Annotated in this window: 15 protein-coding genes; 10 read left to right on the top strand and 5 right to left on the bottom strand. The window is 60.8% G+C overall.

All coding sequences use genetic code 11. The features are described from left to right. Window positions 1-6 precede the first annotated feature (6 nt). The 7 genes from AC22G1_RS13470 (at window position 7) to AC22G1_RS13440 (ending at window position 9,293) form a co-directional block, all read left to right on the top strand. Window positions 7-1,443 (top strand): mannitol dehydrogenase family protein, encoded by a 1,437-nt coding sequence (locus tag AC22G1_RS13470; protein ID WP_487313834.1) that lies wholly within the window; start codon window positions 7-9, stop codon window positions 1,441-1,443. After that, window positions 1,427-2,059 carry a bifunctional 4-hydroxy-2-oxoglutarate aldolase/2-dehydro-3-deoxy-phosphogluconate aldolase gene (locus tag AC22G1_RS13465; RefSeq protein WP_487313833.1) on the top strand — a complete coding sequence of 211 codons (633 nt, stop codon included), beginning with the start codon at window positions 1,427-1,429 and terminating at the stop codon, window positions 2,057-2,059. Before AC22G1_RS13470 ends, AC22G1_RS13465 begins: the two co-directional genes overlap by 17 nt. Continuing rightward, window positions 2,056-2,952: a sugar kinase gene (locus AC22G1_RS13460; RefSeq protein WP_487313832.1), complete on the top strand. Its 897-nt coding sequence runs from the start codon at window positions 2,056-2,058 to the stop codon at window positions 2,950-2,952. The genes AC22G1_RS13465 and AC22G1_RS13460 overlap by 4 nt, the downstream gene beginning before the upstream one ends. Further along, window positions 2,943-4,256, top strand: coding sequence for a pectate lyase family protein (locus AC22G1_RS13455; RefSeq protein ID WP_487313831.1), 1,314 nt, complete (start codon window positions 2,943-2,945; stop codon window positions 4,254-4,256). Before AC22G1_RS13460 ends, AC22G1_RS13455 begins: the two co-directional genes overlap by 10 nt. A gap of 161 nt (window positions 4,257-4,417) precedes the next feature. Continuing rightward, the gene (locus AC22G1_RS13450; RefSeq protein WP_487313830.1) at window positions 4,418-6,076 is read left to right on the top strand and encodes a methyl-accepting chemotaxis protein; all 1,659 of its coding nucleotides are present in this window, start codon (window positions 4,418-4,420) and stop codon (window positions 6,074-6,076) included. A 238-nt stretch (window positions 6,077-6,314) separates the two neighbouring features. Further along, window positions 6,315-7,982: a methyl-accepting chemotaxis protein gene (locus AC22G1_RS13445; RefSeq protein WP_487313829.1), complete on the top strand. Its 1,668-nt coding sequence runs from the start codon at window positions 6,315-6,317 to the stop codon at window positions 7,980-7,982. Window positions 7,983-8,141: 159 nt separating this feature from the next. Then, window positions 8,142-9,293 (top strand): arabinose transporter, encoded by a 1,152-nt coding sequence (locus tag AC22G1_RS13440; protein WP_487313828.1) that lies wholly within the window; start codon window positions 8,142-8,144, stop codon window positions 9,291-9,293. Window positions 9,294-9,320: 27 nt separating this feature from the next. Here AC22G1_RS13440 and AC22G1_RS13435 read toward each other — a convergent pair whose 3' ends face one another. After that, window positions 9,321-10,355: a pectinesterase family protein gene (locus tag AC22G1_RS13435; protein ID WP_487313827.1), complete on the bottom strand. Its 1,035-nt coding sequence runs from the start codon at window positions 10,353-10,355 to the stop codon at window positions 9,321-9,323. 137 nt (window positions 10,356-10,492) lie between these two features. On the opposite strand from AC22G1_RS13435, the gene AC22G1_RS13430 reads away from it, so the two are divergent. Together AC22G1_RS13430 and AC22G1_RS13425 are read left to right on the top strand one after the other, a co-directional pair. Further along, window positions 10,493-11,230 (top strand): rhamnogalacturonan acetylesterase, encoded by a 738-nt coding sequence (locus AC22G1_RS13430; RefSeq protein ID WP_487313826.1) that lies wholly within the window; start codon window positions 10,493-10,495, stop codon window positions 11,228-11,230. Between the two features lie 69 nt (window positions 11,231-11,299). Continuing rightward, complete coding sequence (locus AC22G1_RS13425) at window positions 11,300-12,466, top strand: WD40 repeat domain-containing protein (RefSeq protein ID WP_487313825.1); 1,167 nt, start codon at window positions 11,300-11,302, stop codon at window positions 12,464-12,466. A gap of 46 nt (window positions 12,467-12,512) precedes the next feature. Here the strand turns inward: AC22G1_RS13425 and AC22G1_RS13420 are convergent, their stop codons facing one another. Beyond that, a complete protein-coding gene (locus AC22G1_RS13420) occupies window positions 12,513-13,997 on the bottom strand; it encodes a GGDEF domain-containing protein (RefSeq protein WP_487313824.1) in 1,485 nt (494 codons plus the stop codon). 245 nt (window positions 13,998-14,242) lie between these two features. Here AC22G1_RS13420 and AC22G1_RS13415 point away from each other — a divergent pair, with 245 nt between their 5' ends. Further along, window positions 14,243-14,908, top strand: coding sequence for an HAD family hydrolase (locus AC22G1_RS13415; protein WP_487313823.1), 666 nt, complete (start codon window positions 14,243-14,245; stop codon window positions 14,906-14,908). On the opposite strand, the gene fabI is transcribed toward AC22G1_RS13415, so the two are convergent. Genes fabI through AC22G1_RS13400 form a run of 3 tightly spaced genes read right to left on the bottom strand, consistent with a single transcriptional unit; the run spans window position 14,890 to window position 18,166 of the window. Continuing rightward, window positions 14,890-15,648, bottom strand: coding sequence for an enoyl-ACP reductase FabI (gene fabI, locus AC22G1_RS13410; protein WP_487313822.1), 759 nt, complete (start codon window positions 15,646-15,648; stop codon window positions 14,890-14,892). The two genes, AC22G1_RS13415 and fabI, sit on opposite strands and share 19 nt — an antisense overlap. After that, window positions 15,645-16,763: an acetate/propionate family kinase gene (locus AC22G1_RS13405; protein ID WP_487313821.1), complete on the bottom strand. Its 1,119-nt coding sequence runs from the start codon at window positions 16,761-16,763 to the stop codon at window positions 15,645-15,647. Before AC22G1_RS13405 ends, fabI begins: the two co-directional genes overlap by 4 nt. Beyond that, window positions 16,760-18,166, bottom strand: coding sequence for a bifunctional enoyl-CoA hydratase/phosphate acetyltransferase (locus tag AC22G1_RS13400; RefSeq protein ID WP_487313820.1), 1,407 nt, complete (start codon window positions 18,164-18,166; stop codon window positions 16,760-16,762). The genes AC22G1_RS13405 and AC22G1_RS13400 overlap by 4 nt, the downstream gene beginning before the upstream one ends. Window position 18,167 lies beyond the last annotated feature (1 nt).

Raw genomic sequence — 18,167 nt, 5'->3', positions numbered from 1 at the left:
GACTCTATGCAAAGACTGACCAGTAGCGCCCTGGCCGCCATCCCAGGCGCCGTGCAAAAGCCCCGCTACCAGCGGGGCGAGGTGAAAACCGGCATAGTGCACATAGGCCCTGGCGCTTTTCACCGGGCCCACCAGGCGGTGTATATCGACAGCCTGCTGGCCACAGACCCGCGCTGGGGCATTTGCGGGGTGTCGCTGCGCTCGCCGGCCCTTAAAGAAAAACTTGGCCCCCAGGACAACCTCTACACCCTGGCGGTGCAGGATTTAACCAGCGGCATGCGCGTTATCGGCGCCTTTACCGAACTGCTGGTGGCGCCAACCGACATGGCCGCCATCTTGGCGCGCATGGCGAGCCCCGAGACCTATCTCATCAGCCTGACCGTCACCGAGAAGGGCTATTGCCTTAAAGACGGCCAACTCGATTGGCAGCACCCGGATATCGCCGCCGATCTGGCCAACATCGGCGCGCCGGTGTCGGCCATTGGCCTCTTGGTGGCCGCTTTGCAGCGCCGCCGCCAGGCGGGCCTTGAAAACCTCACTGTGCTGAGCTGCGACAACCTGGTGGATAACGGCCACAAGCTCAAAGGGGCGGTGCTGGCCCTGGCCGGGCGCCTCGACCCGGCACTTGGGGATTGGATAGCGGCCAAGGTGGCCTTTCCCTGCTCCATGGTGGACTCCATCACCCCGGCCTCGGAAGCCGATCTTGAAGCTACCGTCGCCCAAACCCTGGGGGTGACAGACGCCTGGCCCATCAAGCGCGAAGCCTTTAGCCAGTGGGTGATTGAAGACCACTTCTGCGGCCCTAAACCGGCTCTGGATACCGTTGGGGTCACTTTCACCCAAGACGTGGCCCTTTATGAACAGGCGAAATTGCGGCTGTTAAACGGCACCCATTCCACCTTGGCTTATTTGGGTAGCCTGCTGGGGCTGGAAACCGTACTGGAAGCCATCAGCCAGCCGGTGCTGTCGGACTTTATCGACGCCTTGGTCGCCAAAGAAATCGTGCCGTCCCTGACCGCCCCGGACGACATGGACTTGGCCGCTTATGCCGAGGCCATCCTCGCCCGCTATCGCAACCCCTACATTCGCCATCTGCTGGCGCAAATCGCCTGGGACGGCTCGCAAAAGCTGCCGTTTCGGCTGCTGGGCACGGTGCGGGACAACCTCAAGGCTGGCACTTCTATCGACCGGCTCTGCGTGGCCGTTGCTGCCTGGCTGCGCTTTATCGAGGCCAAAGCCCAAAGCGGCGATGCCCTAACCGACCCGCTGGCCGCCAGGCTACTGGCCTGCCGGGGACCGGATGCCTTCTTGGCGCTTGACGAGGTCTTTGGCGACTTGGGCGCCAACCCCGCCTTTGCCGTCGCCCTCAAGGCGGCCTACCAGCGCCTGGACGGCATCACCCTTAACAGCGTACGAGAATGCCTTCATGACCTTATTGACTGATCTGTTGGACCAAAGCCGCCTGATTCCCATTATCCAGGCCGAGTCTACTGCGGCGGCCGTGGCCGCTGCCCGCGCCATCCACCAAGGCGGCATAGGCCAGGTGGAAGTGGTGCTGCGAAACGCCCAGGCGCTGGACTGCATCAAGGCTATCCGCAGTGAAGTGCCAGAGGTGCGGGTAGGGGCCGGCACTGTGCTAAGCGGCCAGCAGGCCCGGGCGGTACGGGAAGCCGGCGCCCAGTTTATCGTTACCCCCACCACCACCGACACACTGCTGGCGGCGCTGGTGGACACCGGGCTGCCTTTTGCTCCTGGGGTATCGAGCCTTTCTGACATCGGCCGCATGGTCGAGGCCGGTTGCCAGCAACTGAAACTGTTCCCGGCTGAGCTCAGCGGCGGGGTGGCGCTGTTAAAGGCCATCAGCAGCATTTTCCAGGGCGTCACTTTTTGCCCCACCGGCGGCGTAGCGGAGAACAACCTCGCCAGCTACCTGGCGTTGGGTAACGTCTTTGCCGTGGGCGGCAGCTGGATAGCCCCCAATAAACTGGTGGCCGAGGGCAACTGGCAGGGCATCAGCCAGCGCGCCGCCGCCGCCAAAAGCCAGGTGCCGGGCCTATGAAAAAACTGCTGATGCTGGGGGAATGCATGGTGGAGATGGCCGCCGCCGACGGCGGCCTCTATCGCCAAGGCTTTGCCGGCGATGTCTACAACACCGCCGTTTACTTAAAGCGCAGCCTGAAAACTCCGGCCCAGGTGGGGCTGCTCACCGCCGTTGGCGACGATGCCATGAGCGAGGCGATGCTGGCGCGTTTTCGCGCCGAAGGCCTCGACAACCGCCACTGCTACCAGTTGGCAGGAGCCATGCCAGGGCTTTATTTGATTGAGGTGGACGAGAACGGCGAGCGCAATTTTTTGTACTGGCGCAGCCAGGCCGCCGCCCGGCAGCTGGTGCGCTGCATCGAAGAGGATAACGGCGCCGCCTTTAGTGGTACCGATCTGCTGCTGTTCTCCGGCATTAGCCTGGCCATTTTAAGCGCCGAGCACCGGGCGCTGCTGCTTGAGCGCTTAAAGGCGCTGCGCGCCCAGGGCGCCACCTTGGTGTTTGACCCCAACTACAGAGCCAAGCTCTGGGGCAAGGAGGAGGCGGCCCATTGGCTGGCGCAGGCCTATGGCTGCGCTGATATCGCCTTGCCGGGGCTCGAAGAACATCAGCTGCTGTGGGGCCAGCAAAGCCCGGAGCAGGCGGCGGATTTTTTAACCGGCCTTGGGGTCAAGGAACTGGTGATAAAGCAGGGGCCGGAGCGGCTTTTTGTGAACGGCAAGTACCTTGCCGTGACCCCGGCCGAGCAAGTGGTGGACACCACCGCCGCTGGCGATTCCTTTAACGGCGGCTACCTGGCGGCGCGCCTGGACGGCCAAAGCCCCCTGGAGGCGGCCAAGCTGGGGGCGGCTTTGGCAAGGCGGGTCATCGGCTATCGCGGCGCCATTATCGAGCAAAGCCAATGGGCCTGAGCGCATTGTTGCTGGCCCAGGTGCTGGCCTTTCCCGGTGCCGACGGCTTGGGCCGCTACACTGTAGGCGGCCGTGGCGGCCAGGTGCTGATTGTGGATTCGTTAAAAGACGATGCCAGCCCCGGCACCCTGCGCTGGGCCATCGAACAGTCCGGGCCGCGCATCGTGGTGTTTAGCGTCTCCGGGGTTATTGACCTTAAAAAGCCGCTTGTCATCAGCCAAGGCCAGCTGACCCTGGCCGGGCAAAGCTCGCCGGGGGGCATAGTCCTTAAAGGCGCCGAAACCCGGGTGGAAGCGGACCAGGTGATCATCCGTTATCTGCGTTTTCGCTTAGGGCGCGTTGCTGACGACTGGGACGCCATCAACGGCCGCCAGCACAGCGACATCATCATCGACCACTGCTCTATGAGTTGGTCCATCGACGAGACCGCCAGCTTTTACAACAACAATCGCTTTACCCTGCAATACAGCCTGATTGCCCAGAGCCTGGACCACGCCGGCCACATCAAGGGCGAGCATGGTTATGGCGGCATCTGGGGTGGCCGGGGGGCGAGCTTTCACCACAATCTGCTGGCCAACCATCAAAGCCGGCTGCCCCGTTTTAACGGCTGGCGCCTGGGGCCAAACTACCCCCAGGGCGAAGAGCTGGTGGATTTTCGCAATAACGTCATCTTCAACTGGGGCGAACACGGCAGCTACGGCAACGAGCAGGGCAAGGTCAATATCATTGGCAACAGCTACCTGCCGGGGCCGGCCAGCCAAAACCGCGCCATCTTCGAGCTGTGGGGCGCCGATAAGGCAGGGGACCTTTTCCTCAGTGGCAACCTGATGGCTGGCAAGGCGTCCGCTAGCCTTACCGCCTGGCCAAGGCTCACCGATGATGACATGGCCAAGCTGGCTGCCAAGCACTTAAAAACCAAGGCCTTTAGCTACCCCGCTATGCCACTGATGCTGGCCAGCCAAAGCGCCGCCGAAAGCTATCAGCTGCTGGTGCAAAAAGGGGAGGTGGGGGCCAACCGTAACGCCCATGGCCTTTTTCGCGACAGCGTTGACAGTGCGGTGCTTACCGAGGTGAAAAGCGGCCAGGGCCGGCTGATTGACAGCGAGCTACAGGCCATCAGCAGCTGGGCCGCCTACGGGCGCGAATTCAAACAACAACCGGTTGTCGATGCCAACCACAACGGCATGGCCGACGATTGGGAGCAGCGCCACGGGGTCAGCGACCCCAATGGCCATGGGCTTTCTGGCGATTACTCCAATATAGAAAGCTATCTCAATGATTTAGGTCAATTTACGGCTCCTTAATTCCCTTCATTTTTTTTCACGACTGTCGTTATAGGTTGATGTAGGCATTTTTGCTGTCAGCCTGTAACGTTTTGCCGTTTTAAACAGCTGCTCCTCAAATCCCACATTTTTAGCTGCCCCTTTGGCGGTGTTCTATTGGCTTGCTTGTGAAGGAACATTTTATGCACTCGGTTTCTACCGATAACCACCCCCCTGAAAGTGGCTGGGACAGGGTCTCTGCCCGCTACAACCTCTCTCAGAAAATGCTGCTGCTGATGGCCCTTGTGGTGGCCAGCGTGTTGGCCACCGCTGCCTTTAACGCCAGCAGCACCCGCCAGTCTATCCGTGAAGTCATAGACCAGGCTTTGGTCGGCCAGGTGCAAAGCTACCAGCAGGTGCTAACCCGCCTTTACCGGCAAGACCCCAAACAGTTTGTGACCCGCGCCCGGGATATCCTCGAAGGCGCGCGTTGGGGAGAGGGCAACAGCAATTACTTGTTTTTGGCCGGTCGCGACGGTCGGCTGCTCATCTACCCGCCGGATGCCAGCCGTGAAGGGGGCTTTGCCGACCCGGTGCCCCTTGAGAACAGTACCCTCAATATCAATGAAGGGCTGGCTCAGGTGGCGAGCACCGGCGATGCAGCGGTGCTGCGCTACACCTACCGCAAGCCCGGTGGCGGCAAGGTGCTAAAAGACGTGTACGCCATGCCGGTGGGCGATTTCGTGGTGGCTGGCGGGGTTTACATGGACGCGGCCGACCGGGAAATGGCGGCCTTTTTAAAACGCTCGGCGCTGGCGCTCTTGGTCTCGGTGGCGCTGCTGGGCCTTTGGATCTTCGGGGTCAGCAAGGCCATCAAAGGCCGGGTGCGACGGGTCATGGGTAACTTAAGGCGCATCAGCAACCGCGACCTTAGCCAGGACGCCAGCCTCGATGGCAAAGACGAATTTGCCGAAGTGGCCAAAGGCCTTGAACAGACCCGCAGCGCCTTGGCCGAGGTACTGGCCACCCAAAGAGGCAGCGCGCTGACCCTGGCCAGCGCCTCGTTGCAGATGGACAACGGCATGGCCCAGGTCGGTGAAGCCATCTCTTCCCAGCGCCAGCGCCTTGAAACCCTGGCCTCGGCGCTTGAACAAATGGCAGGCTCCACCCAGGAAGTGGCCCACAACGCCCAGGCCAGCGCCAGTGATACCCAGCATACCGCCACCATGGTCAGCGAGGGCATGGCAACACTGGACGCCATTATCAAAGCGGTGCGAAGCCTGGCAGACGACCTTTCCCAAAGCGCCGTTGCCGTGGATGAAGTGCAGCAAGGGGTTCAGCAAATTGGCTCGTTGGCGGCGGCCATTGACGGTATCTCCGAGCAAACCAACCTGCTGGCCTTAAACGCCGCCATTGAAGCGGCTCGGGCTGGCGAGCAGGGCCGGGGTTTTGCGGTGGTGGCCGACGAGGTGCGCCAGCTGGCCGGCCATTCGCAAAAGACCACCCGCGATATCGCCGGTGTGATTGACGATCTCTCCGGCCATACCCGTAAAGCGGTGTCGATGATCCACGGCGCCGTCAAGGTGGCTGGCAGTACCCTTGATGAGGTAGAAACGGCCCGCCAGGAGTTCGAGGCTATCAACCACAAGGCCGGGCTTATCAGCGACCACAGCACCCAAATCGCTGCGGCGGCCGAAGAGCAAAGCCAGGTGACCGAAGAAGTCACCCGCAACCTGGTGGGGATCCGCGACGCGGTGGAAGAAACCGAGCAGGTGGTGGCAGAGCTGCATCTGGCCAGTGCCAGCCTCAAGGGCGAAGCCCACACCCTCGAAGAACTGGTGACCAGTTATCAGTTGCCTTGAAAAGGGCCCCGGCAGGGGCCCTTTTTGTCAGTGCCAATCGATTATCGCAATCTGCTCTTTTGCCTTAAGACACAACGAGATTGGGTAATACGTTGATCGAAAAGGATTATTCCATCGCAATAGGAAACACTCTGTCTAGGCATGACTGATTTTCAATCTATTCCTATGCCTTCTATGGCGCAGTACACTGCGGCCAGAGCAACCGCAGGGTTAAAACCCGCAGGACCGAGGTTTCGTTATGCCCCCGATAGATGTCGCCCCAAGGGCCTTTCACCAGGATGGCTGGTGGAGTCGCTTGTCGGCCCGTTTTAACCTTTCCCAGAAAATGCAGCTGCTGCTGGCACTGGTGGTGGTGAGCGTCATGGCCACCGTTGCCTTTAACGCCGCCAGTACCCGTAGCGCCATCCGTGAGGCCACCGACACCGCCCTGATGGGGCAGGTCACCAGCTACCAAAAGGTGCTGAGCCAGATGCAGCAAAGCGATCCGGCGCATTTTCTTGAAAAAGCGCGGGTGCTGCTAAGCCAGGCCCGTTGGGGCCACAACGACGAAGACTATCTGTTTTTGCTGGCCAAAGACGGCCATTACCTGATTTACCCACCCAAGCCCGAGCTTGAAGGGGGCTTTTCAACAGACGTCAAACTGATGGGCCGTGACGAGCACATCAACGACGCTTTTGCCCGCCTGGGCCAAAGCGGCGAGGCGGCCATGCTGCGCTATCAATACGCCAAGCCCGGCGGCGAGGTGTCGCTCAAAGATTTGTATGTGGTGCCGGTGGGGGATTACCAATTGGCCGGTGGTGTTTACCTCGACGCCGCCGACATGGAAATGATGGCCTTTATCAAGCGCAGCGTCATTGCGCTGCTGGTGTCCATTGCCCTGTTGAGCCTGTGGGTGATGAGCCTGTCGAAGGTCATCCGCGACCGTGTCAGCAGGCTTTTGGCCGGGCTGCAACGCCTGGCCGGCAAAGACCTTCGCGAGCAAACTCTGCTGGCTGGTAAGGATGAGTTTTCCATTGTCGCCAAAGGCTTGGACGAAACCCGCCGCGCCCTTGCCGAGGTGCTGGGAGCTCAGCGCTCCGGCTCTTTGGCACTGGCCAGCGCCACAGTGCAGATGGACGGCAACCTCGAACACGTCAGCCAGGCCATTGCCCTGCAGCGTGAGCGGCTGGAAGCCCTGGCCTCTGCCATGCAGCAGATGGCAGGCTCTACCCAGGAAGTGGCGGCCAACGCCCAGGCCAGCGCCGGTGACACCCAAGACACCGCCGGCCTGGTTGGCCACGGCATGCGTACCCTCGATGAGGTGATTGCCGCGGTCCAGCTGCTGGCAGACGATCTGGCCGCCAGTGCCAGGGCGGTAGATGCGGTGCAGCAAGGGGTTACGCAAATCGGCACCATGGTCGATTCCATCAGCGGCATTTCCGACCAGACCAACCTGCTGGCCCTGAACGCCGCCATCGAGGCAGCGAGGGCCGGCGAGTTTGGCCGCGGCTTTGCGGTGGTGGCGGACGAGGTGCGCAAGCTCGCCGGGCATTCCCAGCAAACCACCAAGGACATCGCCGGCATGATTGAGCGGCTGACCCGCGAAAGCGGCGAGGCGGTTGCCATGATGCAAACCAGCGTTGAAGCGGCAGCCAAAACCATGAGCGAAGTAGAAGAAACCCGTGATGAGTTCAAGGCCATCAACAGCAAGGCCGACCTCATCGCCGACCACACCGCGCAGATCGCCACCGCAGCGGAAGAGCAAAGCCAGGTAACCAAGGAAGTGAGCCTGACCTTGGTGGATATCCGCGACGCGGTGGAAGACACCGAGCGCATGGTCAACGAGCTCTATAGCGCCAGCCGCAGCCTCAAAAGCGAAGCCAGCCAGATGGACCAACAGGTGGCCCAGTACCAGTTGCCGGTTTGACAATAGCGCCAAGGCTGGTAGTCTTTGGCGCTGCTGCACTCGCAGTCGTAAGCGTTTAACGTTAAGCAACGCACTTCCACCGTTGATCGGCGGAGTGCGTTGTTGTGTCTAAAAACCACTCTTCCTTCAACGGTTTCTGTACTCAGGAGACCGTATTACGTGACTAAATCCGCTTTGAACGATGCCCAGTTTGATGTGTTCAAGCTGCTGGCTGCCCTTTGCCTTTCCTATCTGACTGTGGCCATGCCTTTGCCGGTGCTCTCTGGCTATGTGAGCCAACAATTGCATGTTGGCGGCAGTTTGAGCGGTTTGGCGGTGGGCATCGCTTTTCTTTCCACCTTGCTGACAAGGGGCGTTGCCGGGCAAATGGCCGACCGCCAGGGCGGCAAAAAAGCCATGCAATGGGGCCTGATTATTTATGCCTTGGCAGGCCTGCTGTGCCTGGCCTCAGGGTGGCTTGGCCGGGTGCCGGGCTATGGCCTCTTGCTTGTCGGGCGCTTGCTGCTCGGGGTAGGGGAGAGCTTTACCATTGTCGGCATGATCAGCTGGGGCATCGGTTTGATGCCGGCCCGCTCCGGGCGCGTGATGGCCTGGCTCGGCATGGGCATGTACGGCGCTTTTGCCCTTGGCAGCCCTTTAGGGTTTTGGGCCTATGGGCAGTGGGGCTTTAAAGGATTGATGGGGATTTGCGTGCTGCTGCCACTCTTGGGGCTGTTGGCCATCGCGCCAATAACCGGGGTCAACCCTCTCGGCGGGCAGCGCCAGTCTTTTATTACCGTGCTGGGCAAAATCTGGCGCCAGGGCGCCATCGTTGGTCTGCAAGGGGTTGGCTTTGCGCTGCTGGGGGCCTTTATCAGCCAGTATTTTGAGGCAAGGGGCTGGCCCCACGCTGGCTGGGGGCTGAGCTTTTTCGGTGGCGGCTTTGTGCTGATGCGCCTGCTATGTGGCCATTTGCCTGACCGCATGGGGGGCCGGCTGGTGGCGCTGGGCTCTTTGGTGATTGAAGCGGCCGGCCAGTATCTGTTGTGGGCCAGTGATGGCGCCAGTCTTGCCTTATTTGGCGCCTTACTCACCGGCATGGGCTGCTCCATGGTATTTCCGGCCATGGGGGTCGAGGTGGTGAAAAGGGTCAGCCCGTCGCAGCGGGGCGCTGCCCTTGGCGGCTTTTCTGCCTTTCAGGATCTCGCCTATGGCCTTTCTGCGCCATTGTGCGGCCTGATGGTGGGTAGCCTGGGCTTTGGCAGTGTGTTTTTTGTCGGTGGCCTTTGTGCAAGCCTTGCCGCCCTGGCGCTACTGGCTTCGCGCCGTTAACAAAAAGCCCCGCAATGCGGGGCTTTTTTAATGGGGTTGCCAGCCGGCAAGCACTGCATCGGCGTTGTACCAGGGCAGGGCCCGGGGCAGCAGCTGTGGCCGCTCATCGCTTTTAATGGCGCCGGGGCCGGTATTGGCGTATTCAAAAAAACGCGACCAGGGGTGCACCTCAAAGCGCCCAGGGGTGCCGTCGGGGCGGGTGATGCCGATGGCGGCGTAGCCCTCCTTGCCGAAGTGGTCGTCCATAAAGTTGTCGATAAACACCGCCGAGCCTTCGGCCCTTGGGTCGCCGCTGGGGTGCCAGGGGCGGCCAAGGCGCACCGAGCCTTTCGCCACCCCCGGTTCTTTTAAGAAGCGGTTATGGATAAACAAAAAGCCGTAGGGCTGGCTGATGTCGGTGCTGGGGGCGGTGATATAGCCGGTGATTTTCGCGCCCTCGCGGTTGCGTGAAACGATATCGCAGCGGCGAAACACCGCCTGGCCTTTGCCGAAAATAAAATCGACGTTGCCCTTGATGGTGCAGTCTTCAAAAAGCTGGCGGCCAGCGTCCACCAGCAGGGTGTCTTGGTAGCCAAGCAAGGTGACATGGCGAAACAGCGCCCGGTCGCTTTGCCCGGCGGTTGCCAGGGCCACGGCCTGGGTGTGGCGCACCTTGGTGGGGTCGGTGTCGCTTTTGGCGGCGTTGGCTGGGAAATCAAAGCTGTTGTCGATGGTGAGGTTTTGGGCCGTGAAATCCGGCGCCGTGACCCGCAGTACATAGCTGCCCCAGGTGCCCACCGCCTTGCCGTCTGGCCCTTTGGCCTCGGCGCTGTCGCCATAGCGAAGGATGGTGCCGCCCTGGCTTTGCCCCAGTAGCCATACATGGGGTTTGTCGATACTGAGCTTTTCCCGGTACACCCCGTCTTTGATAAAGATGGTAAAGGGCTTGGGGTTATCGGCTGGCACCGCCGCCAGCGCCGCGGCTATGGTGGCGTAATCGCCGCCTGGGCCTACCACCGCCTGATAAGGCGCCGCCAAGGCGCCGCCACAAAACAAGACCAGCCAACTTATCAGTACACGCATCAGCGCCTCCTTAGGTTGCCCCGATGCTAACGCCACCAGGCTAATTGCCTGTTCCAGATATGGAATTTTCCCCTCTTTGGCCAAAAGAGAGGCAGGCGCTGGCGTATGGTGGGCAAAAAACGGCAGAGGTTAACTTGATGAAAAACGTCCTTCTCCTTGTCAGCGCACTTTGGCTCTTTGGCTGCGCCAGCACCACCTTGCGCCCCCAGCACCTCTATTTGGCTGGCGATTCCACCATGGCCGAAAAGCTCCCCGAAAAACGCCCGGAAACCGGCTGGGGAGAAGAGCTGCAACACGCCTTCAAGCCGCAGATGCAGGTGGTGAACCTCGCTAAAAATGGCCGCTCCACCCGCACTTTTATCAGCGAGGGACGCTGGCAATCTCTGGTGGCGGCCTTGCAGCCCGGCGATTGGGTCTTTATCCAGTTTGGCCATAACGACGAGTCCAAGGAAAAGGTGGACCGCTACACGCCGCCGGATGCCTTTCGGCAAAACCTGGAGCGCTTCGTGGCCGAAGTGCGCGCCAAGGGCGCCAACCCGGTACTGCTGACGCCGGTAATGCGCCGCCGCTTTGACGATAAGGGCCAGTTTTATGATGTGCACGGGGTCTACCCCGACATCACCCGTGGCGTGGCCATGGATAAAAAGGTGCCGCTGTTGGACATGCACAGGCGCAGCGAGGCGGTGCTGGTGAAATTAGGCGCCGAGCCGTCACGGGCCCTGTTTTTGCAGCTAAAGCCGGGGCAAAACCCCCACTACCCCAAGGGAGTGGAGGACAACACCCACTTTAATCCCAAGGGCGCCGATGCCATGAATGCGCTGGCAGTAGCGGCCATTCGTGAGCAATTGCCAGCCTTGGCCGCGTATTTAAAATAACCGCCATATTCAGCGCCGAGTGATGCTGGCATGATGGATTTCCAGTCTACTTTTCATAGGGATAGTGTCATGTCAGCGTCACCTACCTGGACCTTTTCGCCAGAGAACCTTTACCAAATCAACTCCGTTGCCACCGATGGCGCCGCCGGGCGCTGCGTGTTCGGCACCTCCAGCGAATTCAGCAGCGGCATCTTCTCGTTTTTCTGTGTCGACAATTGCGGCAAGGCCCTGTGGCAGCAGCCCCTGGCCGAGGCCTGCACCCAGGGCTTTTTCTGGGCCGCCATCAGTAACGACGGCGCCTATGCCGCCGGCGGCGGCCAGTACAGCAGCAACCAGGGTTTTTTGAAGGCTTACCGGGCCGACACCGGCGAGGTGCTGCTGGATGTCGACCTGCCGGCGCGGGTCAATCAGGTATCCCTTAGCCACGACGGCGCGCTGCTGGTGGCGGTTTATAGTGCCACCTTGCAGCTCTACGCCTTGGAAGGGGGGCAGTATCAGCTTAAAAGCGAGGTGGCCCTTGGCTTTAACGGTGTCAGCTATGAGAGCAACAGCGCCGTTATCGACCAGAGCGGCAGCACTGTGGTGGTGTCATGTCGCAACTACAACCTCAATAACGGCGCCGTGTTTGTCTATCCCGTTAAAGACTCACGCTTGGCGCTGCCCAGTTGCAGCCAGTTCGAGGTGGGGGTGATGCGGGTGGCTATAGCCGCCGGCGGCAGCCACTGGGCGGCTTTGCTCCATGACGGCGGCGTGGCGGTTTTCAGCCGCAATCTGCCGGGCGGCGCCTTTTGCCGCTACACCCCGGATGTGGCCAACCTGTCGGTGGGCTATGGCCTCGATATCACCGTCACCGCCGCCGGTGAGGTGGTGGTGGCTTGCGGGGTCAATCTCAATAACACCGCGCCGCAAAACCAGGGCCTGCTGTATCTCCTTAAAGGGGATGAGCAAAGCGGCATGGAGCTGCAATGGCAGGCGCCTCTGGCGCTGGCGGCCAACCCCGGGGTGAGTATCGATAGCGAAGGCACATGGGTGACCGCCACCGACGGCAAACCCACAAACGAGAGCACTGGCGCCGAGTCTATCGGCCATTTCTATCTCTTTGATGGCCACAGCGGCCAGCAGCAATGGCGCTTTCAAACGCCGATGATGAACTGGCCCATGGTGATAAGCCACGACGGCCAGCGGCTTTACGGCGGCAGCGACGACGGCAAGCTCTATTTTTGGCAAAACAGCTAAATAAAAAGCCAGGGCCTAGCCCTGGCTTTTTTGTCACGGGCCTATCTTAAGCGCTGATGGCCACCTGATTACGCCCGGCCCGTTTGGCCTCCAGCAAGTGGCGGTCGGCGCGGTCAAAGGCTTCCATGATGGTCTCGGTTTCCATCACTTCCACTACCCCAAAACTGCCGGCTAAGCCCTGGATGGGGCCTTGTACCGTTAATTGCATCAGCGCCAGGCGCATACGGTCGGCGGTTTCCCTGGCCTGGCTGAGGGTGTCCCCTGGCAGCAGCATCATGAACTCGTCGCCGCCAAAGCGGCCCAAGATATCGGCCTGGCGCAGCTGGCGCTTAACGGTGCTGGCCACCGCCACCAGTGCCATATCGCCAACGCTGTGGCCGTATTTGTCGTTGATGCTTTTGAAATGGTCGATATCGAATACCACCAGGGATATGGGCTGGCGGTAGTGGCGGGCGCGCTGCACTTCCTGTTCGGCCTGTTCGAAAAAGTGGCTGCGGGACGCGGCCTTGGTCAGGCCATCTTCCAGGGCGATTTGCCTGAGCCTGGCGTTATGGCTCACCAATACCGGCACGGTTAGCCCAAAGTAGGTGCTGGCCGCCAGCACGCTGATGGCGAATTGATACACCAAGGCGTGGTCGCTCAGCGCCAGCATCTTGATGCCGATGGCGGTAAGGGTGCTGAGCAGCGCCAGGCTCAGGGCGCTTCTGAGCGGTGTTTCGGTGTGCACTATCCACATTAGGGGAATGCACATAAAGAAGATGCTAAAGGCCACTTCGTCGTGGTGAAACTGGGCGGTGGCGGTCATGGTCAGGGTCAGCAGTAGCGCGCTTAGCAACAGCTTCATCACAAAGCCGTAGCGGTCGCTGCCGCTCTGGCGCAGCCCCAGCTCCAATATCCAGCTGCCACAGCGCGGATAAAAGCGGCTGATAAGGCCGATGCAAAGGGGGGTTAGGGCGATGATGCCGATAAGATCGCCAATCCACCAGGCCAGCCAGATTTGGCTGATGTCGCTGCCACTTAAAATACTGGTAACGGCCAGAGCCTGGGTGCCGGTAAAGGTGGCCAGCAGGGCGCTTAAGGGGCCTAGCAGCAAAAACGCCAGAATAACGGTGGGCAGGTCGTGGCGGCTGGAGCGGCGGATCACCAGCAGTGTGATGGCGGCGCCCAGCCAATAGGACAGGCTATGCACCACCCCAAACAAGAGCCCTGATTGCAACAGCTCGCTAAGGGTGTGCTGGCTTTGGTCCAGCATGTCTTCCCAGAAGGTGCTGGCCAACCCGCAAAAAATAACGGCAGGCAAGGCGCGTCTGCCTAGCAGTAAAAAGGCGGCAAAGGTGACCCCTGAGGGCGGAAACCAGATGCTGGCGTGGGGGGCGTATTCCATGAGTGACGCGATGCGCCAACTGGCCATCCACAACAGGATAAGCAGCAGATCGCTTAGCCAGGGGAAGCGAAGCAGCAAGGCATTAGCGGCAACGGTTGTGCCGAGGGGCGCATCTGACGCGATGCCGTTCCGTTGGTCGTGTGGCAATGGAAAACCTTACAAGCATTCTTATTAATCAGACCCGGTGTCTTTGTTATTGAAGAGTCGCGACTACCAGGGCATTTTCGGATCTCACTGCCATCGTATGCTAACACCAGGGTGATTGCTTTTGGTTAACATTTTTTAACCTTTGTCACCGATTTTCGCGGCCTGGATCAAAACTTGGTGCGTACTTGCCCCGGCCTCTTTCGCCCCTTAGGGTGGAGCAGGGCAATGACAGGGACAATAGCGCAATGTTAAAGGCCATTATTTTTGACCATGACGGCACCTTGGTGGACTCCGAGCCGGTGCACTTCGGGCTCTGGCAGCAGGTGCTGGCAGGCCTTGGTTTAGCCCTTGACGCCGATGACTACCAAGCCCATTACGCTGGCATTGGGGCTTTGGATAACGCCACGGACATGGTGGCGCGCTTTAACCTGGATATGGCGCCTCAGCACCTGGCCGAGCGCAAGGCCACGCTTACCAGGGCTTACCTGGCTGATACCGCTTTCCCGTTGTTGCCTGGGGTGGCCGACACCCTAGAAACCCTCAAACAACATGGCTTTCGTATGGCGATTGCGACCGGGGCCAACCACTTTGCGGTGGCGGCCACCTGCCGGCATCATGACCTTGGCCGGTATTTTGAAGCGGTGGTCTGCCGCGACCATGTCAGCGCCGGTAAACCGCACCCAGAGACTTACCTGCAGGCCATGGCCAAGCTGGGTTTGCCAAGTCATGCCTGCCTGGCCATCGAAGATACTGCCCCCGGCATGGCCTCGGCCCTGGCGGCAGATTTAGGCTGTATCGCGGTGCCGACGTCCACCTCGTCATCTCACGATTTCAGCGCCGCCTTGGTGCAATGCCAAAGCATGAGCGATGCCTGTCGCTGGCTGCTGGCCAATTACCCCAAGGCGCTATAACCGTTATCCACAAAGATCACCTGGCCGGTAATGTGCCGGGCTTTGTCTGACAGCAAAAAGGCGGCGGCTTCGCCGATTTGGGCGATGGAAACCTGCTGGTGCAGCGGCGCCCTGGCGGCCGCCTCGGCCATCAGCGCGTCAAAGTGCGCCAGGCCCGAGGCGGCGCGGGTGGCAACGGGGCCAGGGGAGAGCGCATTAACGCGGATATTGGCCGGGCCCAGTTCGGTGGCGAGGTAGCGCACACTGGCCTCCAATGCCGCTTTTACCGGCCCCATCAGGTTGTAATTGGCTATCACCTTCTCGGCGCCGTAATAGCTCATGGTGAGGATGGCGCCGCCCTCTGCCATCAGTGGCTCGGCCGCTTTGGCCAGGCGCACCAGCGAGTGGCAGGAGATGTCCATGGCCACGCAAAAGCCCTCGGCGGAGCTGTCAAGGTACCTGCCTTGGAGATCGGCCTTGGGGGCAAAAGCGATGGAATGGAGCACAAAATCAAGGCGCCCCCAGGTGGCGCCGATGGCGTCAAACAGCGCCGAAAGCTGTGCTGGCTCGCGCACATCCAGTGGCATGAAAAGCGCTGCATCCAGCTCGTTGGCAAGGGGCGCAACAAAGGGTTTGGCTTTGTCGCTTTGGTAGGTGATGGCAAGTTCTGCGCCCATGGCTTTAAGGGCCTGGGCACAGCCAAAGGCGATGGAGTCGCTGTTGGCCAGGCCAACAATCAACCCGACGAGGGGCTTGGTCATAGCAGCTCCTTGGCAAAGTGCTCCTGGATCTCAAGGGCCATGCAGCCCTCTTCGTTGGCGGCGATCACCAGGTGGCCAAAAGGCGGCAAGAAGGCCAGATGCGCCAAAATCTGTTTGCGAAGAGGCGCGGCGTTTTCGCCGATGCCACCGGTAAAGACCACGGCGTCCAAGCCCCCGAGAGATACCGCCATAGCGGCGATTTGCTGCGCCACTTTCAAGGCAAAAAAGTTAAGGGCAAAGCGGGCCTTGGGATCGCTGCTGGCCAGCAGGGTTTTCACGTCGTTACTCAGCCCCGACAGCCCCTTAAGGCCCGACTCTTCATAAAGCTGGTACTCGATATCTTCGATGGGCATGCCAAGGCCCTTGGCCATATACACCACGGCGCCTGCGTCGATATTGCCGCAGCGGGTGCCCATGGGCAGGCCTTCGAGGGCGGTCATGCCCATGGTGGTGTCGATGCTGGCCAGATGCTTCATGGCGCAAAGGCTGGCGCCGTTACCCAGGTGCGCAGCCACCACCTTGCCCTGGGCCAGTTTGGGGTGATGGTGGCGCAGCTGGTGGGCTATCCAGTCGTAGGAAAGGCCATGAAAGCCGTAGCGGCGAATGCCCCGCTCAAAGAGGCTGTCTGGCAGGGCGTAGCGGTTAAAAAGGGCGCCGTGGCGGGCATGAAAGGCGGTGTCTAAGCAGCCGTACTGGCGAATGCCGGGGCGGCGCCGGGCCAGGGCGCGCACTCCGGCAAGATTATGTGGCTGGTGCAGCGGCGCCAGGGGCGAGAGGCTTTGTAGATAATCCATGGCTGCTTGGTCCAGCTCCACCGGGGCGGTAAAGCGCTCGCCACCGTGCACAATGCGGTGGGCGGCGGCCAGCAGTTGCCAGTCTTGCGGCTGGGCGTCCAGCCAGTTGAGTACCGCTTCCATGGCGCTGTCGTGGTTGTCTGCCCCTTCCAGGGCAACGGCTTGTGGCCCGGCGCCTGCCAACCCTGCCTTAAAACTGGCGCCGGTGCCGATATCTTCCACTTTGCCGCTGGCCAGTAAGGTCAGCGCCTCATCCAAAGCAAAAAGCCGGAATTTGACGCTGGACGAACCGGTATTGAGTACCAACAAGGCTGCGCTCATTTGATGTTCCCCTTTTTGCGGGCAGCCGCCAAAAACACCGCAGCGGCGCAGGAGAGCAGACGGGTGCGCAGGCTGTCGGCGCGGCTGGTGAGGATGATGGGCACCCTGGCCCCCAGCACGATACCGGCGGCGTCGGCCTTGCCAAGGAAAGTCAGCTGTTTGGCCAGCATGTTGCCGGCCTCGATGTTGGGCACCACCAGGATGTCGGCGTCTCCTGCCACTGGCGAGTGGATGCCCTTGTCGGCGGCCGCTTCCCGGCTGATGGCGTTATCCAGCGCCAAAGGGCCATCAAGAATGCCGCCGGTGATTTGCCCCCGGTCTGCCATTTTGCACAGGCTGGCGGCATCGAGGGTGGAGCTCATGCGGCTGGTGACTGTCTCCACCGCCGAGAGGATGGCCACCTTGGGCTGCGCGCCCTGGTGGCCAAAGAGCACTTGCCAGAGGTTGATGGCGTTTTGGCAGATGTCGGCCTTTTCTTCGAGGCTGGGGGCAATGTTGATGGCGGCATCGGTAATGATGAGCGGTTTGTGGTGGCCGCGCACGTCCATCACGTAACAGTGGGAGATGCGCCGCTCGGTGCGAAGGCCGCTGGCCGCTCGCACCACCGCGCCCAACAGCTCGTCGGTATGCAGCGCCCCTTTCATGATGGCCTGTACCTGGCCGCTGGCGGCAAGCTCGGCGGCTTTGGCGGCCGCTTCGTGGCTGTGCTCGGTGTCTATCAAGGGCCAGGGGCTGATGTCGATATCCCCCTCGGTGGCGGCTTGCCAGATTTTGTCTTTGGGGCCAACCAGCACTGGCTCGATAAGGGCGGCGTCACTTGCTTCTTTTACCGCCTGCAAGGCGGCCAGGTTAACCGGGTGCACCACGGCGGTTTTAACCGCGCCTTTATCCTGGCAGGCGCCAATCACGCTTTGGTAGTGGTCCTGGTAAAAGGCAACACTTGGCAGCATGGGCCGGGGCAGGGTCAAATGCTCGGTGGGCGCCAGCACGGTGGCGGTGCCGCTTACTACCACTTCGCCGTGCTCGTTAATGCATTGGCAGTCAAAATCCACTAGCGGTTTGCCCTCACCTTTGCTTTTCACGCTAAGGGTGACGGTTATCTCGTCGCCCAGGCGCACCGGCTTTTTAAAGTGGATGTCCTGGCTTAAATAAATGGTGCCGGGGCCGGGCAACTGGGTGCCAAGCACGGTGGAGATCAGGGCGCCAGACCACATGCCGTGGCCAATTACCCCGTGAAAGAGGCTGGCCTTGGCGTATTCGGGGTTCATATGGGCCGGGTTAACGTCGCCGGACATCAGCGCAAACAGGTTGATGTCGTCTTGAGTGAGTTTGCGTTTGAGGCTGGCACTCTGGCCGATATAGAGCTCATCAAAGGTGATGTTACTCAGAAGGTTGTCGTCCATG

The organism is Gallaecimonas zhanjiangensis (genome assembly GCF_057624825.1).
The sequence above is the reverse complement of the archived record's forward strand: the minus strand, read 5'-3'. Positions and strand labels throughout refer to the sequence as shown.